At 74.1% G+C, this 14,544-nt stretch carries 12 protein-coding genes; 6 read left to right on the plus strand and 6 right to left on the minus strand.

The window, feature by feature from the left end:
- Positions 1–89 precede the first annotated feature (89 nt).
- Complete coding sequence (locus tag FJK98_RS17440) at positions 90–1,511, minus strand: MFS transporter (protein ID WP_145922833.1); 1,422 nt, start codon at positions 1,509–1,511, stop codon at positions 90–92.
- A 121-nt stretch (positions 1,512–1,632) separates the two neighbouring features.
- Positions 1,633–1,869, minus strand: coding sequence for a hypothetical protein (locus FJK98_RS17445; RefSeq protein ID WP_145919961.1), 237 nt, complete (start codon positions 1,867–1,869; stop codon positions 1,633–1,635).
- A gap of 139 nt (positions 1,870–2,008) precedes the next feature.
- Between FJK98_RS17445 and FJK98_RS17450 the strand changes: the two genes are divergently transcribed.
- Complete coding sequence (locus FJK98_RS17450) at positions 2,009–3,166, plus strand: geranylgeranyl reductase family protein (RefSeq protein WP_145919962.1); 1,158 nt, start codon at positions 2,009–2,011, stop codon at positions 3,164–3,166.
- Between the two features lie 33 nt (positions 3,167–3,199).
- On the opposite strand, the gene FJK98_RS17455 is transcribed toward FJK98_RS17450, so the two are convergent.
- Positions 3,200–4,234 carry an NAD(P)-dependent alcohol dehydrogenase gene (locus tag FJK98_RS17455; protein ID WP_145919963.1) on the minus strand — a complete coding sequence of 345 codons (1,035 nt, stop codon included), beginning with the start codon at positions 4,232–4,234 and terminating at the stop codon, positions 3,200–3,202.
- A 79-nt stretch (positions 4,235–4,313) separates the two neighbouring features.
- Between FJK98_RS17455 and FJK98_RS33255 the strand changes: the two genes are divergently transcribed.
- Positions 4,314–4,490 (plus strand): hypothetical protein, encoded by a 177-nt coding sequence (locus FJK98_RS33255; protein WP_168222496.1) that lies wholly within the window; start codon positions 4,314–4,316, stop codon positions 4,488–4,490.
- A 77-nt stretch (positions 4,491–4,567) separates the two neighbouring features.
- On the opposite strand, the gene FJK98_RS17460 is transcribed toward FJK98_RS33255, so the two are convergent.
- Entirely contained in the window at positions 4,568–6,370 is a 1,803-nt protein-coding gene (locus tag FJK98_RS17460; RefSeq protein WP_145919964.1) for a bifunctional UDP-sugar hydrolase/5'-nucleotidase, read from the minus strand.
- Positions 6,371–6,603: 233 nt separating this feature from the next.
- Here FJK98_RS17460 and FJK98_RS17465 point away from each other — a divergent pair, with 233 nt between their 5' ends.
- Positions 6,604–7,506 (plus strand): SDR family oxidoreductase, encoded by a 903-nt coding sequence (locus tag FJK98_RS17465; RefSeq protein WP_145919965.1) that lies wholly within the window; start codon positions 6,604–6,606, stop codon positions 7,504–7,506.
- A 49-nt stretch (positions 7,507–7,555) separates the two neighbouring features.
- On the opposite strand, the gene FJK98_RS17470 is transcribed toward FJK98_RS17465, so the two are convergent.
- The gene (locus FJK98_RS17470; protein ID WP_145919966.1) at positions 7,556–8,209 is read right to left on the minus strand and encodes a nucleotidyl transferase AbiEii/AbiGii toxin family protein; all 654 of its coding nucleotides are present in this window, start codon (positions 8,207–8,209) and stop codon (positions 7,556–7,558) included.
- Positions 8,206–8,538: a hypothetical protein gene (locus FJK98_RS17475; RefSeq protein WP_145919967.1), complete on the minus strand. Its 333-nt coding sequence runs from the start codon at positions 8,536–8,538 to the stop codon at positions 8,206–8,208. Before FJK98_RS17475 ends, FJK98_RS17470 begins: the two co-directional genes overlap by 4 nt.
- Before the next feature lie 397 nt (positions 8,539–8,935).
- On the opposite strand from FJK98_RS17475, the gene fdh reads away from it, so the two are divergent.
- The 3 genes from fdh to nrfD are packed head-to-tail and all read left to right on the plus strand — an operon-like array spanning position 8,936 to position 14,509.
- The gene (gene fdh / locus FJK98_RS17485; protein ID WP_255469990.1) at positions 8,936–12,241 is read left to right on the plus strand and encodes a formate dehydrogenase; all 3,306 of its coding nucleotides are present in this window, start codon (positions 8,936–8,938) and stop codon (positions 12,239–12,241) included.
- A complete protein-coding gene (locus FJK98_RS17490) occupies positions 12,234–13,307 on the plus strand; it encodes a 4Fe-4S dicluster domain-containing protein (RefSeq protein ID WP_145919970.1) in 1,074 nt (357 codons plus the stop codon). The genes fdh and FJK98_RS17490 overlap by 8 nt, the downstream gene beginning before the upstream one ends.
- Complete coding sequence (gene nrfD, locus FJK98_RS17495; protein ID WP_205789033.1) at positions 13,304–14,509, plus strand: NrfD/PsrC family molybdoenzyme membrane anchor subunit; 1,206 nt, start codon at positions 13,304–13,306, stop codon at positions 14,507–14,509. The genes FJK98_RS17490 and nrfD overlap by 4 nt, the downstream gene beginning before the upstream one ends.
- The last annotated feature ends 35 nt before the right edge of the window (positions 14,510–14,544 follow it).

Here is a 14,544-nt window from a genome sequence, read left to right on the forward strand (position 1 = left end):
ACCGGGTGTCGCGGTGCGTCCGCAGCCCCGTGCGGTGAGTGTTCGCCGACGGTTCCCCCGGGGTTGGTGTCGCCGGTGGACGGTCGGGTTCAGCGGCGGTGCGCGGCGCGGTGGTTCAGCACGATGTCGGTGGCCGCGGCGGCCAGGGCCAACGCGACGATGCCCATGGCCAGCAGCAGGGAGTGCCGGAACGCGGCGGCCCACTGGCCGTCGGTGCTGGCCAGTGACGAGAAGAACAGCGCGCCGACGGCGGCGATGCCGGCGGCCGACCCGATCCGCTGCCCGGTCTGCAACATGCCGGCCGCGCTGCCCGCCTGCGGCACCGGCACCTCGGACAGGGTCAACGTCTGGTTGGGGGTGATCACCAGGCCGCTGCCCAGCCCGGCGAGCAGCAGCGGCAGCGCGGTGAGCAGCGGGACCGAGCCGTGCGGGTCGCCGCGCAGGACGAACACCACCCCACCGAGCCCGATCAGCACCATGACCAGCCCGATCCCGACCAGGGGCCGGCCGTAACGGGTGACCAGTCGGCCGCCGAGGGCGGCGGCCAGCGCCGACCCGAGGGCGAACGGGGTGATCGCCAGGCCGGCGGTCAAGGCCCGGTAGCCGAGGCCGTTCTGGAGGTAGAGGGTGAAGATGAAGAAGATCGCGGTGAAGCCGCCGAAGTAGATGAGCGCGATCACCGCGCCGATGGTGTACGACCGCAGCCGGAACAACCCCAGGTCGAACAGGGGGGTGCGGGTGCGCCCGTAGCGGTGCTCCCAGAACCCGAAGCCGGCCAGCACCACCAGCCCGGCCGGGATCAGCGCCCACTTCCACGGGCTGGGCCACTGTTCCCGCTGCACCAGGGGCAGCAGCAGGAGCGTCACGCCGACGCCGAGCAGCAGCACCCCGACCGGGTCGAGCCGGTGCCGGTCGAGCCGACCGGCGGCCCGGGTGGGCAGCAGCCGCCAGCCGAGCAGCACCGCCACCACCCCGACGGGGACGTTGACGAAGAACACCCACCGCCAGCCGTGGTCCTCCCCGCCGAGTTGGATGAGCAGCCCGCCCAGCAGCGGGCCGACGGCGGTGGAGATGCCGATGGTCGCGCCGAGCAGGCCGAACGCGCGACCCCGCTCCGCGCCCCGGAACAGCTGTTGGATCAGGCCGGTCACCTGCGGGTTGACCACCCCGGCGGCGACGCCCTGCAGGAGCCGGGCGGCGACCAGCCAGGTCGGGGACTGGGCCAGCCCGGCCAGCGCGCTGGTGACGGTGAACAGGGCGACCCCGACGACGAAGGCGTTGCGGCGGCCCCGGGCGTCGCCGAAGCGGCCGGCCGGCACCAGGACCAGTCCGAAGGTCAACGCGTAGCCGGACAGCACCCACTGCAGGTCGCTCGGGCTGGCCTGCAACGCCCGCTCCATCGACGGGACGGCGACGTTGACGATGCTGACGTCCAACAGCGTCATGAACGCCGCGACGAGGCCGACGCCGAGGGCCTGCCAGCGGCGGCGGTCGTCGGTGGGGCCGGTCATGGAACCGCCGGCGGCGCAGCGGTCCCGCACGGACCGGTGATCGGGCATGCCGCAGCGCTACCCGGAGACCGGCGCGGCAAACCGGGGCCCGGCCCGGCCGCCCGGCGGGGCGCGGTGGCGCTCACGCCGGCTGGCGGGCGCACCAGCGGGGGCCGAAGTCCAGCCCGGCCAGCGGCGAGTCCTCCCGGTGCAGCAGGCCCTTCTCGGTGAGCTGGTGCAGGGGCGTGTGCACGTCCTGCTCGGCCAGCCCCGCCTCCTCGGCGATCAGGTCGGGGTAGGGCACCTGGCCGCGCGTCTCCAGCACGCTGACCGCCTCGTAGACGCGCACCTCGACCTCCGACAGACGTACCTGCTGCATGGTGCCCTCCTCGCCGTGACCCCGGCCGGCCGGTCGGGCGGTCCGGGTGGCGCGGCTTACCCGCTGGCCGCCCGACAATGCCTGCCCGACGGCCGGTCGTGCGCGCCTCCGGACGGTCCGGTGCCCTACCCTGGACGGCATGATCATCTGGGATCTCGTCGTGGTCGGCGCCGGGCCGGCCGGGCTCAGCGCGGCCCGGGAGGCCGCCGCGGCCGGCGTGCGGACGCTGGTGCTGGACCGGGCCGTGCACCCCCGCTACAAGACCTGCGGGGGTGGCCTGATCGGCACCTCGCTGTCGATGGTGGCCGGCCGGATCGAGGTGCCGGCGCACGACCGGGTCGACCGGGTCACCTTCACCCGCGACGGCCGGTGGGGTTTCACCCGCCGGCACGGCACCCCGCTGGTGACCATGGTGCGCCGCGACGAGTTCGACGACCGGCTGCGCGCGGCGGCGGTGTCCGCCGGGGCCGAGGTCCGCGAGGGCGTCGCGGTGCGCGCCCTCGACCAGGACCCCGACACGGTACGGGTCCGGCTGGCCGACGGTTCCACCGTGACCGCCCGGACGGTGATCGGGGCCGACGGTTCCGCCGGGGTGACCGCCCGGCACGTGGGTGTCCGGTACGGCCAGGTGGATCTGGGCCTGGAACGGGAGCTGCCGGTGTCACCGGCGCAGGCGGCCCGCTGGCGGGGGCGGCTGCTGCTGGACTGGGGCCCGTTCCCCGGCGCGTACGGCTGGGTGTTCCCGAAGGGGGACCTGCTCACCGTCGGCGTGATCGGGGCCCGGGGCGAGGGCGAACGCACCCGCGCCTACCTGCACGGCTTCCTCGACCGGTTGGGCCTGGCACAGGTGCCCGCCGCGCACGACTCCGGGCATCTGACCCGGTGCCGGGTCGACGACTCGCCGCTGCGCCACGGCCGGGTGCTGGTGGCCGGCGACGCGGCCGGCCTGCTGGAGCCGTGGACCCGGGAGGGGATCAGCTACGCGTTGCGCTCCGGGACGCTGGCCGGCGCGGCGGTCGCCGCCGGTGACCTGGACCGCTACCCCCGCGACGTGCAGGAACGCCTGGTGCCGTCGATGCGCGCCGGGCGGCGGATGCTGACCCTGTTCGCCCGCCGTCCGGAGCTGTGCCACGCCTTCGTGGCGACCCCGGCCGGCTGGTCGGTGTTCGTCCGGTTCTGCCAGGGCCGGCTGAGCTTCGACCGGACCATGGACCGGATGCCGGTGCGGGCCGTGGCGGCCCTGCTGGACCGGCTGCCCGCCCGGGGTCCGCAGCCGGCCGTGCCACCCGCCCGGTGACCCGTCGGCCCGCAGCGGGCCGACGCAGCGGGGTCAGGGCACGATCACCGCGCGGCCGTGGATCTCGCCGGCCCGCAGCAGGTCGTACGCCTCGGGGGCGCGGTCCAGCGGGAAGGTCTGCACGTCGGCGGTGAGCAGCCCGGCCCGGCCCAGGGCGATCACCTCCTGGAGTTCGGCCCGGGTGCCCCAGAACGGGACCTCGACGCTGGTCTCGAACGGCACGGTGGGCGGCTCGTCGGCGACCGGCCGCACCGGCAGGGTGCCGCCGCCCAACCCGACCAGCAGCAGCCGGCCGCCGGTGGCGACGACGGTGCGGGCGGTGGTGAGGGTGGCGTCCAGCCCGACGCAGTCGATGACCACGTCCGCGCCGTCGGGCGCCGGGCCGACGAGTTCGCGGATGCGGTCGACGGTGTCGGGGCCGGCCGGCACCACGTGGTGCGCGCCGACCCGGGTGGCCAGGTCGAGGGCGGCGACGTTGCTGTCCACCGCGATGATCCGTACGGCGGTGGTGGCGGCGAGGATCTGCACCGCCATGTGCCCCAGCCCGCCGATGCCGATCACCACGACCGACGTCCCGGGCCGCAGCGCCGGCCGGGCCAGCTCGATCGCGTGGTACGGGGTCAGCCCGGCGTCGGTCAGCGGCGCCGCCTGGGTCACCTCCAGGTCACCGACGGGCAGCAGCCGGGAGGCGGGCACCAGCACGTGCTCGGCCAGCCCGCCGTCGCGGCTGAGCCCGATCCCGCCGACCGGCACGGTGCGGCACTGGTTCTCCCGGCCCCGCAGGCAGCCCCGGCAGGTGCCGCAGCCGATGATCCCGTAGACGGCGACCCGGTCCCCGGCGGACCAGCCGGTGACGCCGTCGCCGAGGGTGTCCACGGTGCCGGCGATCTCGTGGCCGAGGGTGATCGGGGTGGGGAAAACGCCCGGCGGGGCGTCGAGGATGTGCAGGTCGGAGTGGCAGGCGCCGACCGCGCCGACGCGTACCAGCACCTCGCCGGGGCCGGGCGTCGGGGTGGGCACCTCCACCTGTTCGAGCACCCCGGGGGCGGTCATCCGTACCGCGCGCATGGTCTCGTCCTCTCGTCGCCGACGGTCCCGCGCGCTTACCCCTCCCGCCGGCCTTGATGCCGGGCGCACACTACGGGTCATGAGCGAATCGTTCACCGACGAGGAGTACGCGTTCCTGCGGCACGTGCGCTTCGGCGAGCTGCCACCGGCGGTACGCCCCGACGAGCGGACGGCGTCGACCGAGACCGACCCGCCCCGCTACCAGCCCGACCCGACCTCCGGCCAGTACGAGCAGGACCTGCGCGCGGGCGGCTGAACGCCCCCGACGGGTCCCGGGGTGCCACCCCGGGACCCGTCGCGGGCTGGCCGTGCGGAGAGCGCCGGCCGGGCGGCTCAGAAGACCGGCACGCCGGCGCGGACCAGCCGCCAGTTCGGCACGAAGAAGTCGGCCGGGTCGATGGTGCCCCGGGCCTGCGCCCAGTCGATGAGCAGCTGGCGGATCTCCTGCTGCGCGTTGTAGACCTGGGTCTTGACGATGCCGGGGAAGTTCCCGCCGCCGCTGCGCCGGTAGTTGTTCACCGCGACGACGAACCGGGCGTCCGCGGCGACCGGGGTGTCGGTGCCGGGCAGCACCAGCCGGGTGATCCGTTGCCCGACCGGCTTCGAGATGTCGATGTCGTAGTCCAGTCCCGAGATCACGTCGTAGTTGTAGTCCGGGACGGCCGGGTCGCTGATGGTGGCCGGGTCGACCGGCGCGCCGACCGGCAGGGTGGTGAAGTACTTCGCCGAGTACTCCAGGTAGGCCCGCACCTCGGCGCCGGTGAGCTCCACCGCCTCCAGGGTGTTGTCGTAGACGTACAGCCCGGCGACGTCGCGGATGCGCACGTCGCCCTGCGGGAAGACGGCGGTACGGCTGAACGGCGCGGCGATCGACAGCACCGGCAGCGCCGCGTACGGGCCGCCGGTGAGCGCGGCGGTGACCACCTCGGTCTGCACGTGGTTGATGAAGTCCAGGATCGGGGTGTCCCGGTAGCGCGACTCGGCGGCGGACAGTTCCTGCGCGGACCGGGCGACCACCGTGTTGACGTACCCGACGGTCTTGTCGTGCTGGCCCCGCACGGCGGCGAGCACCTTCGGGTCCTCGACCACGGTGTTGGTGTTGAGCATGGTGGCGCCCTTGCCGACGACCTTCCAGCGGCCCCGCTCCCGGGTCAGGGTGAAGTCCATCCGGGTCAGCCGCTGCCCCCACTTGGACGGTTCGGCGGTGAGCACCTGCGCGCCGGTGGCGGTGTTGGTGACGAACTTCTCGACCACCTCGTTGTGGGCGTGGCCGAACAGGATCGCGTCGATGCCGGGGACCTGCTGGGCGATCAGCGCCACCGGGTTCTCGTTGGGCAGCTCCGGGCCGTAGCTGGAGGTGCCGCTGTCGCCGCCGTGGGCGGAGACGATGACCAGGTCCGCGCCCCGCTGCCGCATGATCGGCACCCACTTGGCGGCGGTCTCCACCATGCCCGGGAAGACCAGCCGGCCCTCGACGTTGCCCTTGTCCCAGATGGCCACCCCGGGGTTGGTCAGGCCGAGGATGCCCACGGTCAGGGTCGGCGAGCCGGGCCCGCCGGGCCGCACCCGCTTGAGCACGTACGGCTGGAACGCCGGCTTGCCGGTCTTCGCGTTGACCGCGTTCGCGGCCAGCGCCGGGAAGCCCAGCTGACGAATCCAGGTCGCCAGCAGCGGCAGCCCGTAGTTGAACTCGTGGTTGCCCAGCGTGATGGCGTCGTACCGGAGGATGTTCATCGCGCGGGCCATCGGGTGCGTCGCGCCGGTGACGGTGATCGGCTCCTGCTTGGCGTAGTACGTGGCCAGCGGGGTGCCCTGGATGGTGTCGCCGGCGTCGAGGACCAGGGTGGCCCGGCCCCGGCGCTCGGCGCGGATCTGGTTGACCAGGGTGGCGAGCTTGGCGACGCCGACGTCGTTGTGCTTGCTGTCGTCGAACTCGGCGTCGCGGTAGTAGTCCCAGTTGTAGACGTTGCCGTGGGTGTCCGAGGTGCCCAGGACGGTCAGGTCCCAGGTCTTCGGACCCTGCGGGCCCTGCCGCTCGGCCGCCCGGGCGGGCGCGCCGGCGATCAGCGGGGCGGTCGCCGCGGCGGCGGCGACGGCCAGCACCTGGCGGCGCGAGGCGCCGGAGGAGGAGGTCATGGGGGTGCCCTTCGATGGGGTGGACGCGCCTCGTGGGCGCCGTTGCGCACCATAACGAGCAGCGGTCACTCCTGCCACAGTGGCCCGCAGTGTTCCCCCGCCGCGCCGTCCCCGGTCACCTGCCTGTCACACCGGTGTCGTCAGGTGTCCGGCGCGGGTTGTTTCCGACCGATCCGTCGGGGTAGGTGACCCAGCGACCCAGAACGGACCAAACCAGACAGGGGAGCCGCACGGTGAGTCAGGACCAGTACACCCCGCAGGACCCGAACAGCCAGTACGGCCACCGGGAGGGTCAGCCGGCGCAGCAGCAGTCGACGCCCGGCCGGACCGACCGGATGGGTCCGGAGCCCGACCACGGCGAGACGTCGTACCGGGGCAGTGACCGGCTGGTGGGCAAGCGGGCCCTGATCACCGGCGGTGACTCGGGCATCGGCCGGGCGGTGGCGATCGCGTTCGCCCGGGAGGGCGCCGACGTGGTGGTGTCCTACCTCGACGAGGACGAGGACGCCGACGCCCGGGAGACGGTCCGGCTGGTCGAGGCGGCGGGCCGCCGGGGGGTCGCGGTGCGGACCGACCTGACCGACGAGCAGCACTGCCGTGACCTGGTCGACCGGACGGTGACCGAACTCGACGGGCTGGACATCCTGGTCAACAACGCGGCCTACCAGATGGCCCAGGACGACGGCATCGAGGCGATCAGCACCGACCAGTTCGACCGGGTGATGAAGACCAACCTGTACGCGATGTTCTGGCTCTGCCGCAGCGCCCTGCCGCACCTGAAGGAGGGCGCGACGATCGTCAACACCACCTCCATCCAGGCGTACGACCCGTCGCCGCCGCTGCTGGACTACGCCACCACCAAGGCGGGCATCGCCAACTTCACCAAGGGGCTCGCCGCGCAGCTCGCCGACCGGGGCATCCGGGTCAACGCGGTCGCGCCCGGCCCGATCTGGACGCCGCTGATCCCGGCGACCATGCCGCCGGAGAAGGTGGAGAAGTTCGGCACCGACACCCCGCTGGGCCGGGCCGGGCAGCCCGCCGAACTGGCCCCCGCGTACGTCTTCTTCGCCTCCCAGGAGTCCAGCTACGTCACCGGGGAGATCCTCGGGGTGACCGGCGGCCGGTTCACCAGGTGACCGGCCCGTCCGTCGGACCGGAGCCGGGGCCCCGGCTCCGGTCCGACGGTCAGCGGGGCCAGTCGGCCAGCCGGCGGCGGACCTGCGCGATCTGCGCCGGGTCCAGGCCGTAGCGGGCGAGCCGCCGGTCCGGCAGCCGGTCCAGGTAGCGGCCGGCGGCCCGGACGTCCTCGTCGGCCAGCGCCGGGTCCACCTGCCGGGCCAGGGTCAGCAGCTCGTCGACCGGATACTGCGCCAGCGCGGCGGCGACGTCGATGTAGTCGCGGGCCTCCCGACGGTTGACCAGGGCGGCGGTCTTGTTGGCGATCAGGTCGCGGACGTCCATCACCGGGCCGAGGTCCATCACCACCGGTGAGCGGTACCGGTCGAGCCGGGCCAGGCTGAGCCGGATCCGCCGGTCGTCCCGGCCGACCACGAAGTCCCGGATGTCGCGGTCGAACCCCTCGAACAGGTCACCGAGGTCGCTGTCCGGGTCGGCCGCCGCGACGGTGTAGCCGGCGCGTTCCAGCGCGGCGCACACCTCCGCCGCCGCCGCCTCGGCCGCCCCCTCCACGTCGGCGAACAGGTCGACGTCCTCGGTGGGGCGGGTGACCAGGCCGTGCGCCGCCCACGCCACCCCGCCGCCGAGGACGAACCGGTGCGGCCCGGCCGCGGTGAGGGCGACCCGGGCGACCTCCCGGTAGAAGTCGTGCAGGTGGGTCACGCGGTCCGCAGACCCCGGTGCCGGCTCTCCCAGGCCTGCCGTACCCCCCGGGGCAGGTTGAGCCGCCGCCACACCCGGCGCAGGGTGCGTCCGTCGATGAGCGCCCGCAGGTCGTCGGCGCGGGTGGTCTCCCGCAGCACGTTCTCGTACAGCCAGAGCAGGTCGTCCGGTTCGGCCAGGTCGAACGTGCGTTCGCTGCTCCACATCAACCGGACCGGCAGCTCCACCACGCCGCCGGTGGGGCCGGTCAGCTCCGCCAGGGTGCGCGCCACCACCACCGGCCGGCCCGGCCGGGCCAGGTGGGTGGGGGTCGCCAGGGTGGCCTGCATGCTGTCAGGGTAACGCCGGTTCGACCAGCTCAGGTACGCGGCTTTCGACGAACCGCCGCTGCCCGTGCCGTCGCCGCCCTGCCCGGCCGCGTGCGACGGGGGCGCGGAAGGGCAGGGCGGGGTAAACTGGGGGCAGGAGCGTCGGTGTGTCCAGTGTCCCCGGGCCTCACCTGAATTGCCGTCGCGGAGTTCCGTCCGGCTGGAGCCGCGTCGCGCCACGCGCCGAGAGGCGACATGCACACCGGCGCTCCGCCACCGCGGTACGGCGCTGCCCCCGACCGGACCGGTCGGGGGCAGCGCCGTACCGGTGCGCAGAGATCCTCACACCCGGGTCGCATCCGCCGCCGTGCTGGCCTATGTTCAGGGGGTCGGATCATGCCGGGGAGGGAGGTGCGCGGTGGGTCTGCGTACCTTCATCGCGGGCTGGCCGGTCTACCGGCAGCTCACCGGCACCGACCCGCTGGGCCGGGGCGCGGCGGCGCGGTCGGGCCGGTCCGCCGGGCTGACCGCCCGCACCGAGACCGCCGACCGGGTGGCCCGTTCGGTCTGCCCGTACTGCGCGGTCGGCTGCGGGCAGCGGGTGTACGTCTCCGACGGGCAGGTCACCCAGATCGAGGGCGACCCGGACAGCCCGATCTCCCGGGGGCGGCTCTGCCCGAAGGGCTCGGCCAGCAGGAGCCTGGTCACCAGCCCGCTGCGGCAGACCACGGTCCGCTACCGGCGTCCGTATTCCACCGAGTGGGAGGACCTCGACCTCGACACCGCGCTGGACATGATCGCCGACCGGGTCCTCGCCGCCCGCGAGCAGACCTGGGAGGACGTCGACAGCGACGGCCGGCCGCTGCACCGCACGCTGGGCATCTCCAGCCTGGGCGGGGCGACGCTGGACAACGAGGAGAACTACCTCATCAAGAAGCTGTTCACCGCGATGGGGGCGCTCCAGATCGAGAACCAGGCCCGGATTTGACACTCCGCCACCGTCCCCGGTCTGGGGGCCAGCTTCGGTCGCGGTGGCGCGACGGACTTCCAACAGGATCTCGCCAACGCTGACGTCATCGTCATCCAGGGGTCGAACATGGCCGAGGCCCACCCGGTGGGCTTCCAGTGGGTCATGGAGGCCAAGCGGCGCGGCGCGAAGGTCTTCCACGTCGATCCCCGGTTCACCCGCACCAGCGCGGTGGCCGACTCGTACCTGCCGATCCGGGCGGGCACCGACATCGCCCTGCTCGGTGGGGTCGTGCGCTACATCCTGGACAACGAACTGGACTTCCGGGAGTACGTGCTGGCGTACACGAACGCGGCGACGATCGTCAGCGAGCAGTTCGCCGACACCGAGGACGGCGACGGCCTGTTCTCCGGCTACGACCCGAACACCGACAGCTACGTGCAGACCAGCTGGCAGTACGCCGGGCACGAGGGGGACTCCGGCAGCGGGCACACCGCCAAGGAACGCGACAGCGCGGCCGGGCTGCGGCACGAGTCGCACGGCGCGCAGGTGCACGGGCAGGCCCAGCGGGACGAGACCCTCCAGCATCCGCGCTGCGTCTACCAGATCCTGCGCCGGCACTTCGCCCGCTACACCCCGGAGATGGTGGAGCGGGTCTGCGGCATCCCCCGGGAGAAGTTCCTGGAGTTGGCGCGGGCCTGGACGGAGAACTCGGGCCGGGACCGCACCGGCGCGCTGGTCTACTCGGTGGGCTGGACCCAGCACAGCGTCGGCGTGCAGTACATCCGCACCGGGGCGATCATCCAGTTGCTGCTGGGCAACATGGGCCGGCCGGGCGGTGGCATCCTGGCGCTGCGCGGGCACGCCAGCATCCAGGGCTCGACGGACATCCCGACGCTGTTCAACCTGCTGCCGGGCTACCTGCCGATGCCGCACCACGCCGACCACCCGACGTTCGACGACTGGGTGGACAGCATCCGCCACCCCGGCCAGAAGGGCTTCTGGGGCAACGCGCGGGCGTACGCGGCGAGCCTGCTCAAGGCGTACTGGGGGGACGCGGCGACGCCGGAGAACGACTTCTGCTACGACCACCTGCCCCGGATGACCGGCGACCACGGCACCTACCAGCAGGTGCTGAACATGATCGACGGCAAGATCAGGGGGTACTTCCTGCTCGGCCAGAACCCGGCGGTCGGCTCCGCGCACGGGCGGGCCCAACGGCTCGGCATGGCCAACCTGGACTGGCTGGTGGTCCGCGACCTGTTCATGATCGAGAGCGCCACCTTCTGGAAGAACGGCCCGGAGGTGGCCAGCGGCGAGATCGTGCCGCAGGAGTGCCGCACCGAGGTGTTCTTCCTGCCGGCGGCGTCGCACGTGGAGAAGGAGGGCACCTTCACCCAGACCCAGCGGCTGTTGCAGTGGCGGGAGAAGGCCGTCGAGCCGCCGGGCGACGCCCGCTCCGAGCTGTGGTTCTTCTACCACCTGGGGCGGCGGCTGCGGGAGCGGCTGGCCGGCTCCCCCCACCGCCGCGACCGTGCCCTGCTCGACCTGGCCTGGGACTACCCCACCCACGGCCCGCACGACGAGCCGAGCGCCGAGGCGGTGCTGCGGGAGATCAACGGCTACGACGTGTCCACCGGCCGTCCGCTCGCCTCGTTCGCCGAGGCGAAGGACGACGGGTCCACCGCCGTCGGCTGCTGGATCTACTCCGGCGTCTACGCCGACGGCGTCAACCAGGCCGCCCGCCGCCGGTCCCGGCACGAGCAGGACTGGGTGGCCGCGCAGTGGGGTTGGGCGTGGCCGGCGAACCGGCGCATCCTCTACAACCGGGCGTCGGCCGACCCGCAGGGCCGACCGTGGAGCGACCGCAAGAAGTACGTCTGGTGGGACCCGCAGGCCGGCGAGTGGACCGGCTACGACGTGCCGGACTTCGAGAAGACGAAACCGCCGACGTACCGGCCGCCGCCGGGCGCGTCCGGCCCGGCGGCGCTCGCCGGGGACGACCCGTTCGTCATGCAGGCCGACGGCAAGGGCTGGCTGTACGCGCCGAGCGGGGTGCTCGACGGTCCGCTGCCGACGCACTACGAGCCGGCGGAGTCGCCGCTGCGCAACCCGCTCTACGGCCAGCAGGCCAACCCGACCCGCAAGGTGTACGCCCATCCGGTGAACTCGGTGAACCCCAGCCCGCCGCAGGAGCACAGCCAGGTCTTCCCGTACGTGTTCACGGTCAGCCGGCTCACCGAGCACCACACCGCCGGGGCGATGAGCCGGACGGTGCGTCCGCTGGCCGAGCTGCAACCGGAGATGTTCGTGGAGGTGTCCCCGGAGTTGGCCGCCGAGGTGGGGCTGACCCATCTCGGCTGGGCGCACCTGATCAGCGGGCGGGCGGTGATCGAGGCGAAGGTGCTGGTCACCGACCGGCTCACCCCGTTGCGGGTGGACGGTCGGGTGATCCACCAGCTCTGGCTGCCGTACCACTTCGGGTACGAGGGCCTGGTCACCGGCGACTCGGCCAACGACCTGTTCGGCATCACCCTGGACCCGAACGTGCTCATCCAGGAGAGCAAGGTCGGCACCTGCGACGTCCGGCCGGGGCGGCGACCGACCGGCCCGCCACTGCGCGACCTCGTCGAGGACTACCGTCGACGGGCCGGGATCGTCCCCGGTGAACGCCCGCCGACGGTGACGACCCGGGTCCGCCGCCCGGCGGGACGCAGCGACGACGGGCCACGGGAGAAGGGCGCCGACCATGCCTGACGGCAACAGCCTCTACGGCCCGCTCGATCCGGCCCCGGACGCGGGCTGGACGTCTGCCGGCCCCCGGATGGGGTTCTTCACCGACACCAGCGTCTGCATCGGCTGCAAGGCCTGCGAGGTGGCCTGCAAGGAGTGGAACGCCGTCCCCGAGTCCGGTTTCGACCTGCTCGGCATGTCGTACGACAACACCGGCGCGTTGACCGCGAACTCCTGGCGGCACGTGGCGTTCGTCGAGCAGCCGGTGCCGGCCGGCCACCGTACCGCGACCTTCGCCGGTAACCCGACCGGCGGCTCGGCCGGCGCCACGTCGGCGGCGGTCGCCGCCGGCACCGGCAGCGCCAGCGGCACGAACCCGGGCGTCCCGCCGGGGGACGCCGACGCCGCCGCCCGGATGGCGGGCACCGGGTCGTCCGTCGCCCCGGACGGCACGGGCACCCGGTTCCTCGGGATGCCGGGGGCCGCACCGCCCGGCCGTGACACGGGCGTCGAGACCCGTACCGACTTCCGCTGGCTGATGATGTCGGACGTCTGCAAGCACTGCACCCACGCCGCCTGCCTGGACGTCTGCCCCACCGGGTCGCTGTTCCGCACCGAGTTCGGCACGGTCGTGGTGCAGGAGGACATCTGCAACGGCTGCGGCTACTGCATCTCCGCCTGCCCGTACGGGGTGATCGACCAGCGTCGGGGCGACGGCCGGGCGTGGAAGTGCACGCTGTGCTACGACCGGCTCGGCGCGGGCATGACCCCGGCCTGCGCCCAGGCCTGCCCGACCGAGTCCATCCAGTACGGCCCCCTCGACGAGCTGCGTGACCGGGCCGCCCAGCGGGTCGCCACGCTGCACGAGCGGGGCGTGCCGCAGGCCCGGCTCTACGGTCACGACCCGACCGACGGGGTCGGCGGCGACGGCGCGTTCTTCCTCCTCCTCGACGAGCCGGAGGTGTACGGCCTGCCCCCGGACCCGGTGGTCACCACCCGGGACCTGCCCCGGATGTGGCGGCGGGCCGGGCTGGCGGCGCTGGCCATGACGGCGGCGGCCGTCGCCGCGTTCGTCGGGGGGTCGTCGTGACCGCCGGCCGGATCCCGGTGGGGGAGCGGTTCCGGGGCTTCCGCGCCCGGCTCGCCGCCGACGGTGTGTTCCGGCCGCAGCGTTCCTCGGTGCGGCTCGGCCACGGCCCGAAGGTCGGAGCCGGCCCGGCCGCCGCCGACACTGCAGGCTCGGTCGGTGCCGAGGGCGCTGCCGACGCGCCGGTCGTACCGCCCCGGGACGTGCCACGGGTGGCGCGGCGGCGGGGCCGTGGCCGGGGCGGGCGCGGCGGTGAGGAGCTGCGCGTCCCGGAGGCGGAGTTCACCTCCTACTACGGCCGGCCGATCCTCAAGGCCCCGGTGTGGCGGTGGGACATCGCCGCGTACCTGTTCACCGGCGGGTTGGCCGCCGGGTCGTCGCTGCTGGCCGCCGGGGGGCAGCTCACCGGCCGGCCGGCGCTGCGCCGGGCCGGCCGGGTCACCGCGCTGGGCGCGGTCACCGCCAGCGCCTACTTCCTGATCAACGACCTGGGTCGGCCGGCCCGGTTCCACCACATGCTGCGGGTGGCGAAGCCGACCTCCCCGATGTCGGTGGGCACCTGGATCCTCACCGCCTACGGCCCGGCCGCCGGGTTGGCCGCCGTCGCCGAGGGCGCACCGCTGCTACCGGCACGCGGGGTGTTCTCCCCGGTCCGTCGACTGCTGCCACCGGCCGGGCAGGCCGCCGGGTTGGCCGCCGCCGCCGTCGCGCCCGCGCTGGCCACGTACACCGGGGTGCTGCTGGCCGGCACGGCGGTGCCGTCCTGGCACGAGGCGTACCCGGAGCTGCCGACCATCTTCGCGGGCAGTGCCCTGGCCAGCGGCGCGGGCGTGGGGCTGCTCGCCGCGCCCTGCGCCCAGGCCGGCCCGGCCCGCCGGATGGCGGTGGCCGGGGCGGCCCTGGAGCTGTGGGGCGCGCACTCGGTGGAGACCCGGCTGGGCCTGCTCAGCGAGCCCTACCGGCTCGGCACGGCGGGCCGGCTGCTGCGCGCCGGTCGCCTGCTCACCGCCGCCGGGGTGGTCGGGGCGCTGGCCGGCCGGCGCAGCCGGGTGCTGTCCGCGCTGTCCGGCGCGGCGTTGCTGGCCGCGTCGGTGGCCACCCGGTTCGGCATCTTCCACGGTGGGGTGGCCTCGGCGCGGGATCCGAGGTACACGGTGCTGCCGCAGCGGGAACGGATCCGTCGCCGCGAGGCCGGGCAGGTCTGACACCTCGCCGCGCCGCCGGGGCGGCCCTGTGGTTG

The sequence above is a fragment of the Micromonospora sp. HM134 genome, assembly GCF_007833915.1.
Taxonomy (GTDB): Bacteria; Actinomycetota; Actinomycetes; order Mycobacteriales; family Micromonosporaceae; genus Micromonospora; species Micromonospora wenchangensis.